General features: G+C 62.4%; 21 protein-coding genes. 17 read left to right on the top strand and 4 right to left on the bottom strand.

All coding sequences use genetic code 11. The annotated features are described in order from the left end of the window. Positions 1-15: 15 nt before the first annotated feature. The 11 genes from BSG08_RS10395 to BSG08_RS10345 all read left to right on the top strand — a co-directional run bounded on the left by BSG08_RS10395 (position 16) and on the right by BSG08_RS10345 (position 11,118). Positions 16-390, top strand: a complete 375-nt coding sequence (locus BSG08_RS10395; RefSeq protein ID WP_175544758.1) for a toxin-activating lysine-acyltransferase — start codon at positions 16-18, stop codon at positions 388-390. After that, positions 387-644: a hypothetical protein gene (locus tag BSG08_RS10390; RefSeq protein WP_093036222.1), complete on the top strand. Its 258-nt coding sequence runs from the start codon at positions 387-389 to the stop codon at positions 642-644. The genes BSG08_RS10395 and BSG08_RS10390 overlap by 4 nt, the downstream gene beginning before the upstream one ends. 13 nt (positions 645-657) lie before the next feature. Further along, the gene (locus tag BSG08_RS19250; protein WP_139274557.1) at positions 658-1,842 is read left to right on the top strand and encodes a Hint domain-containing protein; all 1,185 of its coding nucleotides are present in this window, start codon (positions 658-660) and stop codon (positions 1,840-1,842) included. A gap of 185 nt (positions 1,843-2,027) precedes the next feature. Beyond that, positions 2,028-3,047, top strand: coding sequence for a TRAP transporter substrate-binding protein DctP (dctP, locus tag BSG08_RS10380; protein ID WP_093036216.1), 1,020 nt, complete (start codon positions 2,028-2,030; stop codon positions 3,045-3,047). Between the two features lie 68 nt (positions 3,048-3,115). Then, the gene (locus tag BSG08_RS10375) at positions 3,116-3,748 is read left to right on the top strand and encodes a TRAP transporter small permease subunit (protein ID WP_093036213.1); all 633 of its coding nucleotides are present in this window, start codon (positions 3,116-3,118) and stop codon (positions 3,746-3,748) included. Between the two features lie 12 nt (positions 3,749-3,760). Then, positions 3,761-5,161, top strand: coding sequence for a TRAP transporter large permease (locus BSG08_RS10370; protein ID WP_093036210.1), 1,401 nt, complete (start codon positions 3,761-3,763; stop codon positions 5,159-5,161). A gap of 91 nt (positions 5,162-5,252) precedes the next feature. Next, complete coding sequence (locus tag BSG08_RS10365) at positions 5,253-6,116, top strand: flagellar motor protein MotB (protein ID WP_093036207.1); 864 nt, start codon at positions 5,253-5,255, stop codon at positions 6,114-6,116. An 87-nt stretch (positions 6,117-6,203) separates the two neighbouring features. Then, positions 6,204-7,505, top strand: coding sequence for a flagellar hook protein FlgE (locus tag BSG08_RS10360; protein ID WP_093036204.1), 1,302 nt, complete (start codon positions 6,204-6,206; stop codon positions 7,503-7,505). 36 nt (positions 7,506-7,541) lie between these two features. After that, positions 7,542-8,990, top strand: a complete 1,449-nt coding sequence (gene flgK / locus BSG08_RS10355; protein ID WP_093036201.1) for a flagellar hook-associated protein FlgK — start codon at positions 7,542-7,544, stop codon at positions 8,988-8,990. Between the two features lie 2 nt (positions 8,991-8,992). Beyond that, positions 8,993-10,003: a flagellin gene (locus BSG08_RS10350; RefSeq protein WP_093036198.1), complete on the top strand. Its 1,011-nt coding sequence runs from the start codon at positions 8,993-8,995 to the stop codon at positions 10,001-10,003. Further along, positions 10,000-11,118, top strand: a complete 1,119-nt coding sequence (locus tag BSG08_RS10345; protein ID WP_245770663.1) for a flagellar basal body P-ring protein FlgI — start codon at positions 10,000-10,002, stop codon at positions 11,116-11,118. The genes BSG08_RS10350 and BSG08_RS10345 overlap by 4 nt, the downstream gene beginning before the upstream one ends. 249 nt (positions 11,119-11,367) lie before the next feature. On the opposite strand, the gene fliP is transcribed toward BSG08_RS10345, so the two are convergent. The 4 genes from fliP to fliF are packed head-to-tail and all read right to left on the bottom strand — an operon-like array spanning position 11,368 to position 14,616. Continuing rightward, complete coding sequence (gene fliP, locus BSG08_RS10340) at positions 11,368-12,105, bottom strand: flagellar type III secretion system pore protein FliP (protein ID WP_093036195.1); 738 nt, start codon at positions 12,103-12,105, stop codon at positions 11,368-11,370. Continuing rightward, the gene (locus tag BSG08_RS10335) at positions 12,102-12,404 is read right to left on the bottom strand and encodes a FliM/FliN family flagellar motor switch protein (RefSeq protein WP_245770662.1); all 303 of its coding nucleotides are present in this window, start codon (positions 12,402-12,404) and stop codon (positions 12,102-12,104) included. The genes fliP and BSG08_RS10335 overlap by 4 nt, the downstream gene beginning before the upstream one ends. After that, entirely contained in the window at positions 12,401-12,988 is a 588-nt protein-coding gene (locus BSG08_RS10330; RefSeq protein ID WP_093036192.1) for a FliH/SctL family protein, read from the bottom strand. Before BSG08_RS10330 ends, BSG08_RS10335 begins: the two co-directional genes overlap by 4 nt. After that, a complete protein-coding gene (gene fliF / locus BSG08_RS10325; RefSeq protein ID WP_093036189.1) occupies positions 12,988-14,616 on the bottom strand; it encodes a flagellar basal-body MS-ring/collar protein FliF in 1,629 nt (542 codons plus the stop codon). The genes BSG08_RS10330 and fliF overlap by 1 nt, the downstream gene beginning before the upstream one ends. Before the next feature lie 123 nt (positions 14,617-14,739). On the opposite strand from fliF, the gene BSG08_RS10320 reads away from it, so the two are divergent. From BSG08_RS10320 to BSG08_RS10295, 6 genes are all read left to right on the top strand, one after another. After that, a complete protein-coding gene (locus BSG08_RS10320; protein WP_093036186.1) occupies positions 14,740-15,255 on the top strand; it encodes a flagellar basal body-associated FliL family protein in 516 nt (171 codons plus the stop codon). 12 nt (positions 15,256-15,267) lie between these two features. Beyond that, the gene (locus BSG08_RS10315) at positions 15,268-15,645 is read left to right on the top strand and encodes a hypothetical protein (protein ID WP_093036183.1); all 378 of its coding nucleotides are present in this window, start codon (positions 15,268-15,270) and stop codon (positions 15,643-15,645) included. Beyond that, positions 15,642-16,247, top strand: a complete 606-nt coding sequence (locus tag BSG08_RS10310; protein ID WP_093036180.1) for a MotE family protein — start codon at positions 15,642-15,644, stop codon at positions 16,245-16,247. Before BSG08_RS10315 ends, BSG08_RS10310 begins: the two co-directional genes overlap by 4 nt. Positions 16,248-16,318: 71 nt before the next feature. Further along, positions 16,319-17,188 carry a flagellar motor stator protein MotA gene (motA, locus tag BSG08_RS10305; protein ID WP_093036177.1) on the top strand — a complete coding sequence of 290 codons (870 nt, stop codon included), beginning with the start codon at positions 16,319-16,321 and terminating at the stop codon, positions 17,186-17,188. Beyond that, positions 17,185-19,500, top strand: coding sequence for a hypothetical protein (locus tag BSG08_RS10300; protein ID WP_093036174.1), 2,316 nt, complete (start codon positions 17,185-17,187; stop codon positions 19,498-19,500). Before motA ends, BSG08_RS10300 begins: the two co-directional genes overlap by 4 nt. A gap of 99 nt (positions 19,501-19,599) precedes the next feature. Next, complete coding sequence (locus BSG08_RS10295; RefSeq protein WP_093036171.1) at positions 19,600-20,409, top strand: transglycosylase SLT domain-containing protein; 810 nt, start codon at positions 19,600-19,602, stop codon at positions 20,407-20,409. Positions 20,410-20,412 lie beyond the last annotated feature (3 nt).

Raw genomic sequence — 20,412 nt, 5'->3', positions numbered from 1 at the left:
AGGTCTGGGGGAGATATGGCGGCGAAAGAGTCGGCTGCGAAAACGGAACTGCCGGATGCGCAGACCTTTGGCTCGACCATGGGCAATGCCGTGTGGCTGATGACCATGGACAAGCGCTATCGCGACCGCCCGATCCGCGAGATCGAGGCGCTGGTCGCCACCCCGATCCTGCTGCGGCAGTTCAAGCTCTATTCAAAGGATGATCAGCCCGTCGCCTTCCTGACCTGGGCCAGCGTGTCGGACGCGGTCAGGGCCAGGGTCGAGGCGGGCGATCCGCTGGCGCTGGAGGACTGGCGGTCGGGGGCGAGCCTCGTGGTGGTGGACGTGGTGTCGCCCTTTGCGGAGGCGGAGGGGGTCAAGGAGAGGTTCTTGGCGGGGGCAAGTAGTTGACCATCTCGATAAGCGAGTTTGCAGCACTCTGCGTTGCCTTTCTGAAACTATTGGTGGCGATTTCTCCGCTGTCTTTGTTTTGGTTTTTTGGCTTTTCAAAGTGGAAAAAGCAATATGGCGGCGGGACGTGGCTTGGTTATGTTTACCGTTTTGCCTTGGGGAAGCCGGCAACTGACGATACTGCTGGCATAATCCTAGCTAAAGCTGCGTTCCTTTCCGTCTGGTTTACGGTCTCAATGAGTGTTCTTTTTTGAAGGAGAGCAGTAAATGGTTTCAGTACCAGAAGAGTTTGAAGAATTTTCTGCCAATGATTTGCTCGAAGCACTAGATGGCAAAATCGATTTAGTTTCAAATCGGATTGTAGGATTTTACGTTGAGGTTGGTGGTAGTCAACCTTTGGGATTTGGTGTGGAAGGCGTGTACTTCCGAGGTGTAGATACACAGAATGGTGATTTGGTTGAAGCGTACTACATCGGGGGCACTGTTGGTGCATCCGTAGGTCTCGGTACGCTGGGCACCGGCATCTTCGGTTATGAGGGTGATCCCGATGGGTTTGGGGGAATATCTGTCGGGGTGCAAGGTAGTAGTTTTGCAACTACTGGGTTCTCAATATCGAGAGATGGTTCAATACTTCATTTCCTGGGAGCAAACAGCTCGCTCGCGGTTAATGGAGCTATCGGTCTTACATATTCTGTGTCGGTGAACGGACAGAATATATACTCATTCGGTCTACCCTTCACCGACGGCAACCCCTTCGAACCCGACCCTGAATTCGTTGCCGACTATGTGAAGGCCGCGCAGGTCATCGTAGGTCAGATGGCCTTTGGCAGAAGCGATTCCGAAGCAGCACAGGATATTGTCAGCAGCATTGCAAGTTTCCTGCAAGACGAAGGGATCGCACCCAATCAGCTGCTCTTTGACCCGGAGGGCGAGGATTTTGCGTCAGCAATGACAACGTTGGCCGCCTATCTGGCACGCACGAATTCTGACATGAGTCCTGAAGACGTCGTGCGCACCGGTCTATTGAATCAGGCTCTGGAAACGCTGACATCCAGCTTTGCGCTGCATGAGCTGCCCGGAAAGTTTATCGATCTCGGTCTCGGAGCTTTCATCCCGAAATCGTATCATTGTTTTTCCGCTGGCACGCCCGTCACCCTCTGGGGTGGCAGGCAAAAGCCGATCGAGGAAATTTCGGCTGAGGAATTTGTGCTGTCACATGACGCCACCGGCACCCCCGTCCCCGGCCGCGTCACAAAGCTCTTCCGCAACACTACCTCCGAATTCATCCGCCTCACCTTTGGCGACCGCGAAGACCTGATTGCCACGCCCGGCCACCGCTTTCTGACCGAGACCGGCGATTACATGAAAATCGGCCACATGCTGCGCCTTGGTGGCGGGGCGGCGCGGGTCGTGGACAGCAGCGGCGCGACCATCGAGGCGCGCGGGACGTGATGCCGACACACCGAAATCTGAACCACCTCCACCAACCCGGGGCTGGACAAAGAGGCGTGGCTGTAGTGTTCTTGCGGCATTCCGCAGGGTCGCTGTCGGGGGTGTGCGATTTTGGCGTGGCCATGTCGTCCGATATCCCGCAAGGTGGCCCCAATGAGATGAAGCAACAACCGGGAGGATAAACCATGAAGAAATACCTCAGCTATACCGCCGTGGCCGCGTTGAGCCTTGCCTTTGCCGGCGAGGCGATGGCGACCGAGTGGAACGTCTCGCTCTGGGGCAAGCGCCGGGCCTTTACCGAGCATGTCGAGAAGCTTGCCGAACTGGTGAGCGAAAAGACCAATGGCGAGTTCACCCTGAACATCAGCTATGGCGGTCTGTCGAACGAAAAGGAAAACCTGGACGGCATTTCGATCGGCGCCTTCGAGATGGCGCAGTTCTGTGCCGGCTATCACGCCGACAAGAACCCGTCGCTGACAGTGCTGGAGCTGCCCTTCCTCGGTGTCGAGACGCTGGAGCAGGAAACCGCGCTGTCGCTGGCGCTCTATGATCACCCGGCGGTTCAGGCCGATCTCGGGCGCTGGAACGCAACGCTTCTGATGCCCTCGCCGATGCCGCAATACAATTTCGTCGGCTCCGGCGATGCGCCCACCACCCCCGAGGAGTTCAGCGGGATGAGCGTGCGCGCCCTTGGCGGGATCGGCGATGCGATGAAAGCCGTCGGCGCGGTGCCCACATCCATGTCCGCCACCGAGGTGCGTCAGGCGATGGACAGCGGCGTGGTCAAGGCCGTGAGCTTTGCGCCGCACGCGCATATGTCCTTTGGCACGATCGAGAGCGCAAGCTGGTGGACCGGCAACCTCAACCCCGGCACGGTGAACTGTCCGGTGGTGGCCAATACCGACGCTCTCAATGCGCTGTCCGATGCCGAGCGCGAGGCGCTGCTGGGCTCGATCGACGAGGCGCTCACGCATTACATCGACTACTACCAGAACGAGACCATGAAGGCCTGGGGCCCGGCGCTGGAGGAACGCGGCATCGAAGTGATCAGCTTTGACGAGGATTCGCTCAAGGCGTTCAAGGACATCGCCGCCGGTCCTGCCGCCGCAAGCTGGATCGAATCCAACACCGCGCGCGGCCTGCCCGCGCAGGAACTCTATGATTTCGTAACTGGCAAGCTGGGCGAGATCAAAGGCGGCTCCTGAGCCCGTCCTGGCCCGTCGCGCATTCGCGGCGGCGGGCCATTTCATCCTGAAATCGCAGGGGGATACCCATGGCGGGTGCAGCTTCGGTATTGTCTGATGACAGCCTTCTGAGCCATCTCGACCGCAGCCTTTACCGGCTGGAGCGGCTCTTGGCCCTTTTGAGCGGGCTCGCTGTTTTTTCGCTGATGGTGCTTGCGGTATTCTCGGTCGGAGGTCGCAATTTTTTCAGCCAGCCGCTGCCCGGTTATGTAGACTGGATCGAGCAGATCATGCCGCTCATCGCCTTCATGGGGGTGGCCTATGCGCAGCGCGATGGTGGGCATATCCGCATGGATATCGTGGTGGGATTGCTCAGGGGGCGCGTGCTGTGGCTGGTCGAATTTCTCACCACGATCGCCATTCTGGTGCTGATGCTGCTGATGGTCTGGGGCAGTTGGGCGCATTTCGACCGCAGCTTTGACTGGGCAGCACCGCTCTGGAGCCGCGACAGCACGATCGACATCGGCCTGCCGATCTGGCCCGCCAAGATCCTCGCGCCGATTGCCTTTTCGGTGCTGTCGCTGCGGCTGATGCTGCAACTCTGGGCCTATGGCCGCGCGATTGTCAGCGGCGCAGAGAACCCGGTGGCCGTGCCCCTGATCGAAGATGTGGCGACACAAGCCGCGCGCGAAGCCGCGCATCTCAGTGGTCACGATGACTGAAGGGCGGGGCTGATGGAACCTATCCAGATTGGAATGGTCGTCACCGGCCTGATGCTGGTTGTGGTCATACTGGGAATGCGGGTGGCCTTTGCCGCCGCGCTGGCCGGGATGATCGGGCTGATCTGGATATTCTGGTCCAGAAAAGGCTATGCGGGCGACGAATTCCTCTGGGCGCTGACCGTGGCGGTCAAGACCGCGGGTCAGGTGCCACATTCCAAGGTCAGTTCGCAGGCGCTGAGCCTGATCCCGACCTTCATCCTGATTGGCTATCTCGCCTATTATGCCGGTCTGACACAGGCGTTGTTCGAGGCGGCAAAACGCTGGATCGCCTGGGTGCCGGGCGGGTTGGCCGTGTCCACCGTCTTTGCCACGGCGGGATTCGCCGCCGTCTCGGGCGCAAGCGTGGCCACGGCTGCGGTCTTTGCCCGGATCGCGATCCCCGAGATGCTGGCGATCGGCTATGACAAGCGTTTTGCCGCGGGGGTCGTGGCGGCGGCGGGCACCCTGGCAAGCCTGATCCCGCCCTCGGCGCTCTTGGTGATCTATGCGATCATCGTCGAGCAGGATGTCGGCAAGCTCTTGCTTGCGGGATTCGTGCCGGGGGTATTTTCGGCCATCGTCTACGCGTTGCTCATCGTCGGCATGGCGATGACGATCAAGGGCTTTGGCCCGCCGGTGGGCGGGTTCAGCTGGCGCGAGCGGTTCGTGTCGCTGCCCCCTGCGCTGCCCATCGTCTTTGTTGTCGTGACCATCATATTCTTTGTCTACAACCCCTTTGGCGGCGATGCCTGGGGCACCCCCACAGAGGGTGGGGCGATCGGCGCCTTCGTGGTGTTCCTGATGGCGCTCTGGCGCGGCATGCGCTGGGCCGAACTGAAGGATGCGCTGCTTGAGACGGCCAAGCTGAGCGTTATGATCTTTACGATCATCTGGGGAGTGCTGATCTATGTCCGGTTTCTCGGCTTTGCCGATCTTCCGGGCGCCTTTGCCGACTGGATCACCTCTCTGACGATGTCGCCGATGCTGATCCTGATTTGCATCCTGTTGGCCTATGCGGTGCTGGGCATGTTCATGGATGCAATCGGCATGCTGCTGCTGACACTACCGGTGGTCTACCCGGCGGTCATGGCTCTCAATGGCGGAATCGATGTCAGCGCCGCCGACAGCACCTTTGGCATGAGCGGGCCGCTCTGCGCGGTGTGGTTCGGCATACTTGTTGTAAAGATGGCTGAGTTCTGCCTGATTACACCGCCCATTGGTCTCAACTGTTTTGTCGTGGCCGGTGTGCGCGAGGATCTCAGCGTACAGGACGTGTTCAAGGGGGTCATGCCATTCTTTATCGCCGATGCGATCACGATCGCCCTGCTGGTCTCGTTTCCGGCAATCGTACTCTGGCTCCCGTCGCAGATATGAGCCGGATAAATCCTTAAAACTCTAGGCGTTAACATCCGGGTAACATCTTTCATGCTAACCCTTGACGCGGGTGAGAGTGAAGGTGGTGAGAATGGATGCGCGCAGCAATGCCGCGCCGGTCATCATCAAACGGAAAAAGGTCGTGGGCGGCGGCGGGCATCATGGCGGTGCCTGGAAGGTGGCGTATGCCGATTTTGTAACCGCGATGATGGCGTTTTTCCTGCTGATGTGGCTCATGGGTGCGACGACCGAACAGCAACGCAAGGGCATTGCCGATTATTTCAGCCCAAGCCTGCCGATCAGCCGGATCTCTGGCGGCGGCGATGGCGCATTCGGCGGCGACAGCATGTTTTCCGAAGATGTCCTGCCGCAGAATGGTATCGGAGCCTCGGATATCGACACCACCGAGCACCGGCAGGCGCGCGGCAAGGTCAGCATGACGACCGATGACACACCAGCCCCCCTTGCACCCGCTGATGCCGACGGTTTTGAGGCTATCGAAAATGCCCTGAGGGCGCTCCGTGGCGAGAGCATGGTCGCCGACGAGATCCTGCGCCATATCGTGACCCGCGTGACCGATGAGGGGCTGGTGATCGAGATATTCGATCTGGATGGTGCCCGGCTTTTCACTGCCGGCACGGCAGAGGCGACCCCCCTGCTGCAAGAGATCGCGGCGCTGATCGCCTCTGTCTCGGGGCTTGTCGAAAACCGCATGGCGGTGGCCGGACATACCCGTGCGAGACCCATCACACTGGCCCGCAATCCGGTCTGGGACCTGTCGACATCCCGCGCGAACCAGATGCGCCTCCTGCTCGAGACCGTTGGCGTGACCCGCAGCCGGATGCGACGCGTCACCGGCCACGCTGACCGCAGCCCCGCAACGCAAGATCCGATGGCGCTGCGCAACAACCGGCTGGAGGTGATTCTGCTGAGGTCTGATCGCGAGGTGAAATAGAACGGATTTTATCTGTTAGCCGCCTGTTAAAGTTACGCGCCTATGGCTGGTCCTCGATTTTGATCGATGCAGCAGAAAGGCGTGTCCATGACGATTTCATCCTCTCTCAATGCCAGTGTGGCGGGCTTGAGCGCGAATGCCAGCCGTATGGCGGCGATTTCCGACAACATCGCGAACTCTTCCACCTTTGGCTATCGCCGGGTCGAGACCGATTTTCAATCCATGGTGCTGGCGTCCAATGGCGGCACCTATTCCGCCGGCGGGGTCCGCGCCACCACCCAGCGCCTGATCGACCAGGGCGGTTCTCTGGTCAGCACATCGAACCCCACCGATCTCGCGGTGCGCGGCCGCGGATTTCTTCCGGTGGCGCTATCCAGCGAAGTGACCGCCGGAAAAAACACTCCGCAGATGCTGCTGACAACGACCGGTTCGTTCCGCACCGATGCCGCCGGGCGGTTGGTCACCGAATCCGGCCTGGTGCTGCTGGGCTGGCCCGCCGGACCCGACGGCACGGTCCCGGCATTTCCGCGCGATACCATCACTGATCTCAAGCCGGTCCAGATCAATGTCAGCCAGTTGACGGGCGAACCGACAACCTCGATCAGCCTCGGCGTGAACCTTCCCGCGACCGAAACCGACGCCGGGTCGAGCGGCGATCCGCAATCCCTGTTCGTGGAATATTTCGACAACCTCGGCAGATCCGAAACCATCCAGATGAATTTCACCCCCACCGTGCCGGCGACCGGGTCGTCGAACACCTGGACGATAGAGTTTCTGGACTCGGCACAGGGCGGGACGGTGATCGGGGAATACGAGATCGATTTTGACGATGGGCGGGCAACCGGGGGAAATCTGTTGTCGGTCACCACGATGACGGGTGGCACCTATGACGCCACGACCGGGCGGGTGATCATCAACGTCGCCGGCGGCCCGATCGAAATCGGCCTCGGACGACCGGGAACGTCAGAAGGCCTCACTCAACTGTCCAGCAGCTTCGCACCGCTCTCGATCACCAAGGATGGCTCTGCCGTTGGCAACATGGTGTCGGCGCAGGTGGACGAGAACGGATTTGTCAGGGCCCTGTTCGACACGGGGGTCACGCGGATCATCTATCAGGTTCCGCTTGTTGATCTGCCCAATCCCAACGGGCTGGTGGCCATGGACCGGCAGACCTACCGCCCGTCGACCGATAGTGGCCCGTTCTTCCTGTGGAATGCCGGAGATGGACCCACAGGCAGCGTGGCGGCCTTTGCCCGCGAGGAGTCGGCGACCGATGTGGCAGGCGAACTGACCGACATGATCCAGACCCAGCGGGCCTTTTCCTCGAACGCCAAGGTGATCCAGACCGTCGACGAGATGTTGCAGGAAACCACCAACATCAAGCGCTGACACCAGCATCCCGCCCGATAGAAGAAAGGAACTGCCATGACCATATCAGGAGCGCTGTCAAACGCGCTGAGCGGGCTGACCGCCGCATCCCGCATGGCCGATGTCGTATCCGGCAATCTCGCGAACGTTCTGACCGGCGGCTATGTGCCGCGCGACCTGACGCTCATTGCCCGGCGCGACGGCGGGGGCGTGTCGGTGCAGGGCATAACCCGGCAGGTCGATGCGGGCCTGCTGGCGGACCGACGGCTGGCGGAAAGCGGTCTCGCCGCAGCAGAAAGCCGTGCCGGATTCGCCGTCGCGCTTGAACGCGCGGTCGGCACGCCGGACATCGCCGGATCCCTGGCGGCGCGGCTCGCCAGCTTCGAGGCCGGCCTTGTGACCGCGACAACCCGACCCGAAGAAGCCAATCGCCTGCAGGCGGTCGTTCAGGCGGCATCCGGTCTGGCTGCCGGACTGAATGCCGCATCCGCACAGATCGCGACACTGCGCGGGCAGGCCGATGGCGATATCGCGCGCGCCGTGGACAGCATCAACCGGGGACTCGAGAATGTCAGCACGCTCAACAAGCAGATAACGACGGCACTGATCAACGGCCATGCGACGGCTTCGCTGGAAGATCAGCGTCAGTTGGTGATCGACGGGCTGTCGCAGTTTGTGCCGCTAAGGCAATTGCCACGCGCCGACGGTGCCGTGGCGCTCGTCACCACCGGCGGCGCTCTTTTGCTGGACGGGCGCGCAATCCGGCTCGAGTTTGACGCATCCCCGGTGATCGCCCCCCATATGACTGCGGATAACGGTCTGCTATCGACGATCCGCCTGAACGGCCAAAGCCTCGACATGAACAATCGCAAGGGATCGCTCGCCGGGGGGCTGCTGGCCGCGCTCTTTGACATCCGGGACGTCATGGCGACAGGGGCGCAGACGAATCTCGATGCACTGGCGCGGGATCTGATCGAGCGATTTCAGCAGCCCGACCTGGATCCGAGCCTTGCCGCAGGCGTGCCGGGTCTCTTTACGGATGCCGGGGCCTTCCTCGATCCGGCGAACGAGATCGGGCTGGCTGGCCGGATTACCCTGAACGCTGTCGTCGATCCCGGCCAGAGCGGCGCTCTCTTCCGGTTGCGCGACGGGCTGGGGGCGACAATCCCGGGGGCCGTGGGCAATGCGGCCTTTCTGATGGCGCTGACCGGCACGCTCTCGGCACCGGACAGCATGGCCTCCGGTACACTGGGCGACGCGGCCCGCGGGTTCTCCGGACACATGGCGACATTCGTCTCAATCATTGCCCAAGCCCGGCTGGCCGAAGATCAGACGCTCGGATTCGAAACCAGCCGGACCAATGAGCTGCGCAGCATGGAACTGGCCCGCGGGGTGGACAGCGATGCCGAATTACAGCGCCTGATGGTGATCGAGCAGGCCTTTGGCGCGAATGCCCGCATGATCCAGACGATCAACGACATGATGCAAAACCTGCTGAGGATCTGACCATGAACCTTCAGACATTCGGTGACATGGCGCAGACCTTCGCGCTGCGCCGCCAGGGCACTACACTCAAACAGCAAATGGATCTGCTGACCCGCGAGTTGTCGAGCGGCCGGGCCGCCGACCTCAGCCGCCACCTTGCAGGCAACCTGTTGCGGTTTTCGCAGATCGAGCATGACTTTGTGATCCTGAGCAGCCATCGAACCGCCGCCCGGGAGGCGGCGGTTGACACCCGCACGATGCAGACCGCACTCGGGCAGGTTCAGACCCTGTCGGTGAGCCTCGCAGGGAATGCGATCACCGTCGGATCCGCAGCCGGTGGCGTGCGGGTGGATACCCTGGCGGCAGAGGCGCGCAGCATCCTGGGCTCGATGATCGGCGCGCTCAACAGCAGCGTGGCCGGGCGGACATTGTTCTCCGGCACGCAGACGGATCGCGTGCCGCTCGCGCCGCTCGGCACCCTGTTGGACGATCTTCGCCTCGCGGTCCAGGGGGCGGATAGTCCCGACGCCGTGCGCGCCGCGCTCGACGTCTTTTTCGACACGCCCGGTGGCGATTTCGAGACCACGATTTACCGGGGGGGCACGACGGATCTCTCGCCCTACGAACTGGGCGCCGGAGAGTCGGTCGCCCTGACCATCCGCGGCGACGATCCGGTGCTGCGCGGCCAGATGAAGCAGGTGGCGCTGGCCGCTCTGTCCGACGATCCGGGGGTGCTTTTGTCCGAGGCGGATCGGCGGAACCTGGTGTTCGGCGCGGGCACCGCGCTGCTGGCGCAACAGCCCGGGATGACAGCGCTGCGCGCCAATCTGGGCTTTGCCGAGGCTCGGATTGAGCAATCCGCCAGCCGTATCTCTGCCGAGATCACATCACTGCAGACAGCCCGCAACGATCTTGTGTCGGCTGATGCCTTTGAAACCGCCGGAAACCTGCAACAGGTGCAGTTCCAGCTTGAGACGCTCTATACACTGACCGCGCGCGCCGCGCGCCTCAGCCTTGTGAATTTCCTGTCATGAGGGTGCAACGAATTCTTGCCTGTTTCTGGCTTGGCCTCAACCTTGGCCTGATATCGACATTCGCCTCCGCCAATCCGATCCGGATCAAGGATCTGGTCGAATTCGACGGCGTGCGCGGGAATGATCTGGTCGGCTATGGTCTGGTCGTGGGGCTGAACGGCACCGGCGACGGTCTGCGTAATGCGCCCTTCACCGAAGAAATCATGTCGAACATTCTTGAGCGCCTCGGCATAAATGTATCCGGCGAACAGTTTCGGCCAAAGAATGTGGCGGCCGTGTTCGTGACCGCCGAACTGCCGCCCTTCGCGCGCGCGGGCGGCCAGATCGACGTGACCGTTTCCGCCATAGGCGATGCCAAGAGCCTGTTGGGCGGCACGCTGATCATGACCCCGCTCAACGCCGCAGACGGTCAGATTTACGCTGTTGCGCAGGGCACGATCATTGCCGGCGGGGTGGCCGCCGTGGGCGATGCGGGCGGCGTGGTTCAGGGGGTTCCCACGGCCGGCACCATCCCTTCGGGCGCCCGGATCGAGCGTGAAACCGATTTTGAGCTGGCGACGCTCGAAACCCTGCGCCTCGCGCTGCGCGAGCCGGATTTCACCACCGCATCGCGGATCGAGCGCGCGATCAACAGCGCCGTCGGCGGCGGCGCGGCCATCATGCTCGATTCCGGGACCGTGCGGCTGAACATTTCGCGCATGCGTGCCGCCTCGCCCGCGCATGCCCTTGGCCAGATCGAGAACCTGCTGGTCGAACCCGAGCGCAAGGCGCGGGTGGTGGTCGATCAACGGTCGGGCACGATCGTCATGGGACAGGATGTGCGCATATCGCGCGTGGCCGTATCGCAGGGCAACCTCACACTGCGGATCCAGGAAACACCGCTTGCCGTACAACCCAACCCATTTGCGCGCGGCGAAACCGTGGTCGTTCCACGCACGAATGCCGAGATCGAGGAAGAGCCGGGGATTGGCCTGGCCGAGGTTCCGTCGGGCACCTCACTGTCAGAGGTGGTTGCCGGCCTCAATGCGCTTGGCGTTGCGCCGCGCGATATGATCGACATCCTCAAGAGCATCAAGGCCGCGGGGGCGCTGCACGCGGAATTCGTGGTGCGCTGAGCCGGAAAGTACCGGGCGACGACGCGCCGTCGCCGATCTTGTGCAGGAACCGATCCATGGCGTTTCAGAGGGCGGCAAACAATGTTGCACATCTCGGGACGCATCGCGAAGCGCCCCGACGCCACGGGCGTCAGAGGACGGACGGCCCTGTGACGCGATACCGCCCGGGATCCTTCGGCGTGGTATTTCCGTCCGACCCGGAGATCGCTCTCCGGGCGCAAGTGCGCTGACCCGTCCTGTGGCTTGAGATCACATGTAGCTGCGCACCAGGCTGTCGGCGATCAGCGTCCAGCCATCGGCAATCACGAAGAAGGCCAGCTTGAACGGCAATGACACAATGGCGGGGGGCACCATCATCATGCCCATCGACATCAGGATCGCCGCAACAACGAGATCAATGATGAGAAACGGCAGAAAGATCAGAAACCCGATCTGAAACGCACGGGCGATCTCGGACAACATGAAGCTCGGGAGCAATACTGAAAGCGGTGCATCCGGTCCGGGCCCGATCGTCGCCGCGTCAGGACGAAGCGCCGCCATCGCGGCGAATGTATCGCCATCAACCCGCCCCGCCATGAATACCCGAAAGGGTGCAAGTGCGCGCGCCATCGCCTGATCGAACGGCAATCGCTCTTGCAGCAGCGGGTCGATCCCCTCGGTCCAGGCCTGGGCAAAGACCGGCTCCATCACGAAATAGGTGAGAAAGAGCGCCAGGCTGACGATCAGCATGTTGGGCGGAGACTGTTGCAGCCCGATCCCCTGACGCAGGATGGACAACACCGTCACGATAAAGGGAAAGCACGTGACCATGATCGCGAGACCCGGTGCGAGGCTGAGCACCGTGACAAGCGCGATGAGTTGAAGCGCGCGCGCCGACACCGAACCGCCCTCTCCGAACGAAACGGATATCTCCTGCGCCAGTGCCGGGGAGACGGCGAGGCACCCCGAGGCCAACGCCAGGACCGCCAGAACGGTTCTGCGGTTCATTCCAGACCGTCTTGCAGATTCGCCACTTCGGTCAGGCGGACGGCAAGCTGGCCTTTCTGGTCACCTTCGAGTTCCTCAAGCTGGCCGCGCGCGATCAGCCGCTCGCCGACATAGAGCTCGACCGCGTCATCGACCCGCCGGTCCAGCGGCAGAACCGCATCCCTGCCCAGTTTCAGCAGATCGCGGACCAATGGACGTGCCTTTCCCACCGAAACCGTGATCTCGATCGGCACCGCAGAGAACGGATTGGAGAGGTCGCCTGCTGCAGTGTTGGTTTGACCTGGCATCTTGTCGGTCATGCGGAAACCCTCCTGTTCTGTTCAAAAAATCCGGAAATCGCGGCGTCGATCCTGCGCAACACGTCCTGCATGTCGATCTCGTGCTCGGCTTCGCCAAAACGCAGGTGGATCTGTCCATCGGCCAGCCTGTCGTCCACGACCAGATCAACTGTCAGACCAGTCAGATCCGCCAAAACCGTCTCGAGCGTCGCAATGTCAGCGGGCGCTGCGACCAGCTGAATCGGCTGGCGACCATGCGTGCCTGCCAGGTCATGCAGGATTTCGACCAGGCGCGGTGTGAGTGTCGCCTTGCTCAGCCGGGGCAGAACCGAGGCCGTCATCTGGTCAAACAACGGCCGCAGCGCTGTCATGATCGCGGCAAAGGCCTCTTCATAGGTGAAATGCAGATCCTGGAGGTTCTGCGCAAGATCCGCCGTGATCCGGCGGGCCTGCTCGGTCTGGGATTTCACCGCATCATCCCACCCGGCCTGATACCCCTGCTCAAAGGCCTCGAGCCGCTTTTCCTCGAGCGCGACATCGGTGAGGGCCATCGGAGTGCCGAGCGCATAGCTTCCGAAATCGTCGAGCAGATGGGAAATCGACATCACACCTTTTCCTCTTCGCCTTCAAGCCAGCTGCGCAGGATTTCCACGGTTTCTTCCTGCCGCTGACCGATCATGTTGCGCAGCCGTGCAACCGGGTCTTCGGTGCTGCGTTCGAGCGCTGCGAATTCGCGTTCGGGTTTGCGCGCTGTCCTGTCTTCGGCAATCACCGAAAGGCCAGTTTCATCGAAATCACCCTCATCAATCTCGCCGGTCAGCGCGGGCGATGCCGCGACCGGGTCGGTCCGGGCAATCGGCCTCGCAGGCGCCACGATCTGTGCCGGTGGCGGTGTGATCGGGCGTGCGAACAGCGGACGGATGACAAACAGGCCGAGGATGAGCGCCACGGCAGCCAGCACGCCAGCCTGGATCAGAGACATCACGTCAAGCGCCAACCGGTCGAGCAGGCCGCTCTCCGCCAGCGTGCCCTCGGGTTCCAGTCTCTCGAACTGCATGGTTCTCATGGTGATGACATCCCCGCGCGCCTCATCGAAGCCGACCGCCGATGCGACCAGATCCCGCAGGGCCGCAAGCTCTTCTTCGGGGCGCGGCTCAAAGACGCTGGCGCCGGTGGCGTCGGTTGTCGTTGTTCCGTTGACCAGCACCGCCACGCTCAGACGCTTGATGGCGCCTGGCACATGGGTAATCTCGCGCTCGGTGGCCGACACTTCGTAATTGATGCGCTCGCGGGTCTCGCTGGTCTCGCTCGCAGAGGCGCCACCCTGGGCCGCATCGCCGTCAGGCAGGTTGGAGGCGACGGTGACATCGCCGCCCGCCTCGTCGGAGGCAGTGTTGGTGCGTTCCTCGGTATCCGTGCTGATGGCCACGCGGCCCTCGGGGTCAAAATGCCGTTCGCGAATCGATTCGGTCTGTGTGATCGTGTCAACGGCCACTTCGACCACCGCATTGCCGGGGCCGACCCGCGCCGCCAGCAGTCGCTCGGCCCGATGGCGCAGCACCTCTGCCCGGTCCTCGGCGGTATTTGCCGGGGTCTCTTCGGTCGCGCCGACAAGACCGCCTTCAGCGTCAATGACCGACACTTCCTCGGGTGTCAGTCCCGCGACGGCGGAGGCCACCAGAAACTGCAGGGCGCGCGCGTGTTTGGCAGAGATGGCACCCCGCGATGCGGTGATCGAAACCGAGGCGGATGGCCGTATGTCGCGCTGAAACGGATTCGATCCGCTTGACGAGATATGGACGCGGGCGGCGCTGATGGCGGGGTGCGAGACGATCGTGCGTGTCAGTTCACCCTCCTTCGCGCGCCAGTAGGCGGCGCTAAACATCTGTGAGGTCGTGCCGAACCCGGATAGCCCGTCGAGCAGTTCATAGCCCTTGACCGAAGCGCTTGGCAGTCCCTCGCCAGCCAGCGTCATGCGCAGTTCGTCACGTCGCACCGCGTCGACAAAGATCGCCCCACCGCGTACATCATAGGCAACGCCATGCTGCTCCAGCGCGGCGACAACTTCTCCGGCTGCGCCGCTTTCGAGACCGGCGTAGAGCAGGGTCATGCCCGGCTCTGATGCCATCCGGGCAAGTGCGAGCACAGCCCAGAACATGACAGCCACGGCGCCCGACACGATGATCCGGCGGCGGGTGTCCATGGCCTGCCAGAGGTGAATGATCTGCTGCAATTCTTTGCCTCCTGATCTGCGGCCTTCTGCCGTCCGGTGGGGTCATCATTCGCCGATCAGACTTAACAATCGGTTAGTTCCTGACGGCTATGAATGGTTTTGTCGCCGATACGGGAAAACAACATGGCAGAGACCGAAAACACCGCCGAAGTAACCGAAACACCTGTGGACAAACCCCCGAGACGACCCCTGATTCTGGGGCTTGTGCTGGCGCTGCTGGGGGCTGCAGGCGGATTCTACGCCATCTTCTCAGATCTGATGCCTCTGGGCGGGCTGCAGGATGCAATCAGGTCGAATGGGACGACCGCCGCCGAGAAAAGCATGATCGCCAACCTGGCAGACCTGGCCTTTGTGCCGGTTGACCCCCTGGTCATCTCGATCGGACAGGGTGGCCAGACGCATCATCTGCGATTCCGCGCCGAGCTCGAAGTGAAGCTCGCACACAAGGCAGAGGTCGAGAAGCTGACGCCGCGGGTGGTCGATGTGCTCAACAACTATCTTCGCGCCCTCAGGGTCGAGGATCTCGAAGACAGCTCTGCCCTCATGCGTCTGCGTGCGCAGATGCTGCGCAGGGTGCAGATCGTGACGGGCGAAGACCGCGTCAATGATCTGCTGGTCATGGAATTCGTTCTGAACTGAAAGGAGATGCCGATGGAGATGATTGCAGATATCCTGCTCGTTGCCGGGGCAATCGGTGCCGGGTTCTACTGTTACATTCTGGCGCGCCGGCTGAGCCGGTTCAACGATCTGGAAACCGGCGTCGGCGGAGCGGTGGCGGTATTGTCCGCTCAGGTCGATGATCTGACGAGAACGCTGCGTGCGGCCCAGACAACGGCAAGCGAATCGACGACCTCGCTCGATCACCTGACGGACCGCGCCGAGAATGTCGCCCGGCGTCTGGAATTGCTGGTGGCGTCGATGCACGACCTGCCAGACGCCAATGCACAGCCCGCAATGCCGGCTCGTGAGGCGGGGGCAGAGCCGGTTTTCAGACGGCATCCGGATCCGGCCGGAGGGACGGCGCAATGAAGATCCTCGGCTCCGCTATTCTCGGCCACGGGCGCGGTCCCCGCAGGGGCGCCTTGTTCGTGATATCCGGGCTTCTGATCGCGTCGGCGCTGATCCGGTTCGGCGACGGGGCCGGGCAGGCGTTTGCCCTTGCCGCCGAGAACGGCGACGCAGCCGCGCCGGATCATGCCGCCTCGATGGTCTGTGAAATGCCGGAGGATCTGCAGATCATGCTGACCGCCTTTCACGAGCGTGACGCCCGGCTGAAGGAGCAGGAGGCCGCATTGCGCGACAGGATGCAGGCCCTTCGCATCGCCGATCAGGAGATCACCCGCAAACTGGAGGCGCTGACCAGCGCCGAGGAAGAGCTGCGCAACACGATCGCCCTGGCCGACAGCGCCGCCGAGGAGGATCTGCGCCGCCTGACCAGCGTTTATGAGAACATGAAGCCGAAACAGGCCGCTGCGCTCTTCGAGGAAATGGATCCGGGCTTTGCCGCCGGGTTCCTGGGGCGCATGCGCCCCGAATCCGCAGCGGAAATCATGGCCAATCTCACCCCGCAGGCGGCGCATACGTTCAGCGTGATGCTTGCCGGGCGGAATGCGCAAGTTCCTGTCGAGTAACCGGCGCGCAGTCAGTATTCCTTAACTCGCCGCTGACAGAGTGCGGTGGGTATCCTCGGGCGGAGAAGACGATGTTCGGACTCATTGGCATTGCGGTCATTTTTGTCATGGTTTTCGGCGGTTATCTGGCGGCCGGGGGCAAGATCGGGATCATTCTCAAGGCATTGCCATTTGAGCTGATGATGATCGGCGGTGCGGCGATCGGGGCGTTTCTGATCAGCAATGACGGATCCGCGATCAGGCGTACGCTGACCGATATCGGAAAGGTTTTCAAAGGGCCGCGATGGAAACCTGACGACTATCGCGATCTGCTGTGCCTGCTGTTCGAACTGATCCGCCTCGCCCGCCAGAATCCGGTCGCCATCGAAGAGCATATAGAGACCCCTGGCGAGTCGTCGATATTCCGAAAATACCCGCGAATTCTGGACGACACGGAGGCGATCGCCCTGATCGGCGACACGTTGCGTTCGGCCTCGATGAACTATGTCGATCCCCATCAGGTCGAGGAAGTGCTGGAGAAACGGATGGAGGCCAGCCAGCATCACGCCCTTCATTCGAGTCACGCCCTGCAAACCATGGCTGACGGGCTGCCTGCACTCGGTATCGTCGCGGCCGTCCTCGGGGTGATCAAGACCATGGCCTCGATTGATCAGCCGCCCGAGATCCTTGGCAAGATGATCGGCGGGGCCCTGGTCGGGACATTTCTGGGCGTGTTCCTGTCCTATGGTTTCGTCGGTCCCTTCGCCGCCAAAGTCAAGGATGTTGTCGAGCAAGACGCGCATTTCTACAAGCTGATCCGTGAGGTGCTGGTGGCCAATCTTCACAACCATGCCGCCAATATCTGCATCGAGGTCGGACGTCAGAACACACCGCTTCACAACCGCCCGAGTTTCAATGATCTCGAACAGGCTCTGAGAAATGTCAGGCGGGATGTCGCATGATCGCACGACTGCTTCTTGCCCTTCTGTTCTGTCTGCTCGGCCAGACCGGCATCGCGCAGACCGTTCAGATACGCTCCGGGGATCACGAGGGCTTTACCCGGCTTGTGATGACCCTGCCCGCGCGGATCGAATGGCAGACGGAAACCCGCGAAGGGGGTGCATCCCTAGTGTTCGCACGCCCCGGGCTGGTGTTTGATACGAGCCGGGTCTTTGACCGCATCACCCGCGCGCGCCTTGCGGATATCGTGGCGCCCACCGGGCAATCACGGCTCGATCTCAGCTTTGCCTGCGACTGTGGTCTGCTGACCTTCTGGCATGATCGCAGCATGCTGGTGGTCGACATTTCCGCCAGCGCCGATCTGTCAATAGCGGAGGTCGCCGCGATACTTCAACCGCGACCGCAGGCCCCCGACATGCCAGGGCCCGGGTTCGGGTCCGAGCCGCTTTCCCGGGCGGCGGTCCTGCTTTCAGACCGGCTTGACCAGACATTGCAGCCGGACCGGGATCGCTTTGCCGCGACACCACGACGCAGCGATCCGTTCAGGGCGAACGCCTTGCCTGCTTTCGATCTGGCAGACATGCGGGCGGCGCTGGTCAGGGAGCTTGACCGCGCGGTGACTCAGGGGCTTCTGTCATCGGCCAGGCCGCTGCACGCGCTGGCGGACACGCCGCACGGCCCTTTGCATCCCGGCCCGATGACCGCCGCACAAGACGATGCGACCGCATCGACCGGACAGTCGAACACGCCGGTTGCGAGAGGGCGACCGAACATCCGGGTGCAGACAGGTCTCGATTCTGATCTCAAGGCCCGGGCCGCAGCCCTTCTTGGTCAGAGCGATCACCACGCCTGCCTGCCGGTCGCATGGGTCAATGTTCCGGCCTGGGGAAGCCAGGCGCCGTTCTATCAGCAGGCCGGCCCCCTCAATCGCCGTCTGTTCGGTGAATTCGACCACGTCATGCAGGACACCGCATTCCAACTTGCCAGACTTTACATCTATTTCGGCCTCGGCCTCGAGGCCCGGCAGGTTCTGAGCCTGATCGACCGGCATGATCGGGAAATGAGCCTGCTAACAGATCTGGCCATGATCCTTGATACTGGCGAGGCTCCGGACGGATCGATCCTCTTTGGTCAGGTCGGTTGCGACGCACCGGTCGCCTTGTGGAGTCTGCTGGCACATGACCCGCTGCCCGAGGATCTCACCTTTGATCACAAGGCCGTGCAACGCGGCTTTGCCGCCCTGCCGGACCATCTGCGGCAACAGCTGGGGCCTGTTCTGGCCCGCAAACTGAATGCGGCGGGTCACATGCAGACGGCGGACGGGATATTGCGCATGATAGACCGGAGCACCGACGAGAGCCGACCGGAAACCGCCCTTGCAGAGGCGGAGCTGGCGCAGAGCAAGGGGCTGACCGGGACTGCGGAGGCCGGCCTTGAAGCGGTCATCGACAGCAATGCCAGCCCGTCCGCCGAGGCATTGCTGCAACTCATTGAACAGCGGCTTGCAGAAGACAAGCCGATTTCCTTTGACCACGCACAGCTTGCCGGGGCCTATGCCCATGAATACCGATCTACCGCTTTCGGGCAGCGCATGGCTCGCGCCTATGTTTCCGCCCTCGCCGCGTCGGGGGCATTCGGGCAGGCGTTTTCCGAGTTCGACCGGATGCGGCCGGACCTCACCGCGCAGGACCAGTCCGGGCTTCAGAACATTCTGGTCGGATATCTGACCGCCGGAGCGAACGATCTGGATTTCCTGCGCTACACGCTTGCCAACCGGGGCGGAGCGCCGCAAACGCTTGCGCCTGATCTGGCGCTTGCCGTCAGCCAGAGGTTACTGGAAGCCGGATTCACACGCGCCGCCGAAACCTATGTCAGCGCACCGGAACCGGGACCGGACGGGCACGCGCAGCGGTTGCTGAGGGCGAATATCGCCCTTGCACAGAACCGTCCGCGGCAGGCGGAGGTCGAATTGCTGAATGTCGAGGGCGCGGATGTCGACGCCTTGCGTGCCAGGGCCCGTGATCTTGCGGGTGAGCATGGAACTGCCATTGACTATTTCATGGCCAGCGATCAGCCGGACAAGGCTGCCGACTCCGCCTGGCTGGCCGGAGACTGGACCCGCCTGCGCGACGCGGAGGATCCGGTGATGCAGGAAATGGCGGATCTGTTACATCCACGTGACGACCCACCCTACCCACCCGAAGGCGGTGTTCTTGCCCGCAACCGGACCCTGCTGGAGCAAAGCGCACAGACCCGCAAGACGCTGGGCCGGCTGCTCGAGGCAAAACCGGTGCCGCAGATGCCGGAAAGCTAGAATTCCGGCCTCACGCTTACCGAATCTAAACCTAGCCTCCCTAAGCATCGGATTGCCACGACAGAAGGTCGTGAAAGACAGGAGACAGTCTTGCCGCGGATGACACTGATCAATTCAGCACGGGATCTGTCCGGTTACCTCGCCAGACGGTTTCGAACCCCGATGCAGCGCAGCGGGCGGGCACGCACCGCAATCGGCGGGATCGGCGCGCGCGCGCTGATCGTGATCTCTGCCGCCTCTGTCTGGCCGTTGCACGCTGCCGCCGCGCCCGAACCCGCCTGCGACATCGCGGCCCGGCACGCCGCCGCGCTGACAGATGTTCCCCTGTCGGTCCTGCTTTCGATCACTCGCGTCGAAACCGGCCGCACAGAGGGCGGCAGGCTGGAACCATGGCCATGGACAGTGAACATGGAGGGCAAGGGCCACTGGTTCGACAACAGGGATGCCGCGCGCGCCTTTGTTCACACCGAATTTCAACGCGGGGCGCGCAGCTTTGACGTGGGGTGTTTTCAGGTCAATTACAAATGGCACGGCGATGCCTTTCGGTCGATCGACCACATGTTTGATCCCACCGAAAACGCCCTCTACGCGGCAAAGTTCCTTGCCGGGCTCTATGCGGAAAGCGGTGACTGGTCCGCAGCCGCCGGGGCCTATCATTCGCGCACGCCGCACTATGCCCGGAAATACCGCGCCCGTTTTGACCGGATCCGCCAGACCCTGCACGAACTGCCCGAAACCGGGCCATTGCCTGCACCGCGTCTGACAGAGACACCGCGGCGCCACGCAGAGAACAATTTTCCGCTGCTGTTGCCGGGTGCGCCCCCCCGCACAACAGGATCGCTGGTACCGCTCGGCATTGCATCGCGCGGCCCTCTGATTGCGCAGAGGTCGGGCGCGGACGGATCCTGAAAC

It is taken from the genome of Roseovarius azorensis (genome assembly GCF_900109455.1).
In the GTDB taxonomy this organism is placed as follows: domain Bacteria; phylum Pseudomonadota; class Alphaproteobacteria; order Rhodobacterales; family Rhodobacteraceae; genus Roseovarius; species Roseovarius azorensis.
This window is presented reverse-complemented; position numbering and strand designations above follow the sequence as displayed.

Bases quoted from the DNA above. Each gene is read 5' to 3' on its own strand.
- BSG08_RS10300 (WP_093036174.1), top strand. From the start codon at position 17,185: ATGATCGCACGACTGCTTCTTGCCCTTCTGTTCTGTCTGCTCGGCCAG.
- BSG08_RS10295 (WP_093036171.1), top strand. From the start codon at position 19,600: ATGACACTGATCAATTCAGCACGGGATCTGTCCGGTTACCTCGCCAGA.
- BSG08_RS10375 (WP_093036213.1), top strand. From the start codon at position 3,116: ATGGCGGGTGCAGCTTCGGTATTGTCTGATGACAGCCTTCTGAGCCAT.
- BSG08_RS10330 (WP_093036192.1), bottom strand. From the start codon at position 12,988: ATGTCGATTTCCCATCTGCTCGACGATTTCGGAAGCTATGCGCTCGGC.
- fliP (WP_093036195.1), bottom strand. From the start codon at position 12,105: ATGAACCGCAGAACCGTTCTGGCGGTCCTGGCGTTGGCCTCGGGGTGC.
- dctP (WP_093036216.1), top strand. From the start codon at position 2,028: ATGAAGAAATACCTCAGCTATACCGCCGTGGCCGCGTTGAGCCTTGCC.
- flgK (WP_093036201.1), top strand. From the start codon at position 7,542: ATGACCATATCAGGAGCGCTGTCAAACGCGCTGAGCGGGCTGACCGCC.
- BSG08_RS10310 (WP_093036180.1), top strand. From the start codon at position 15,642: ATGAAGATCCTCGGCTCCGCTATTCTCGGCCACGGGCGCGGTCCCCGC.
- BSG08_RS10315 (WP_093036183.1), top strand. From the start codon at position 15,268: ATGGAGATGATTGCAGATATCCTGCTCGTTGCCGGGGCAATCGGTGCC.
- BSG08_RS10335 (WP_245770662.1), bottom strand. From the start codon at position 12,404: ATGACCGACAAGATGCCAGGTCAAACCAACACTGCAGCAGGCGACCTC.
- BSG08_RS10365 (WP_093036207.1), top strand. From the start codon at position 5,253: ATGGATGCGCGCAGCAATGCCGCGCCGGTCATCATCAAACGGAAAAAG.
- BSG08_RS10345 (WP_245770663.1), top strand. From the start codon at position 10,000: ATGAGGGTGCAACGAATTCTTGCCTGTTTCTGGCTTGGCCTCAACCTT.
- BSG08_RS10370 (WP_093036210.1), top strand. From the start codon at position 3,761: ATGGAACCTATCCAGATTGGAATGGTCGTCACCGGCCTGATGCTGGTT.
- motA (WP_093036177.1), top strand. From the start codon at position 16,319: ATGTTCGGACTCATTGGCATTGCGGTCATTTTTGTCATGGTTTTCGGC.
- BSG08_RS10395 (WP_175544758.1), top strand. From the start codon at position 16: ATGGCGGCGAAAGAGTCGGCTGCGAAAACGGAACTGCCGGATGCGCAG.
- BSG08_RS10360 (WP_093036204.1), top strand. From the start codon at position 6,204: ATGACGATTTCATCCTCTCTCAATGCCAGTGTGGCGGGCTTGAGCGCG.
- BSG08_RS10350 (WP_093036198.1), top strand. From the start codon at position 8,993: ATGAACCTTCAGACATTCGGTGACATGGCGCAGACCTTCGCGCTGCGC.
- BSG08_RS19250 (WP_139274557.1), top strand. From the start codon at position 658: ATGGTTTCAGTACCAGAAGAGTTTGAAGAATTTTCTGCCAATGATTTG.
- BSG08_RS10320 (WP_093036186.1), top strand. From the start codon at position 14,740: ATGGCAGAGACCGAAAACACCGCCGAAGTAACCGAAACACCTGTGGAC.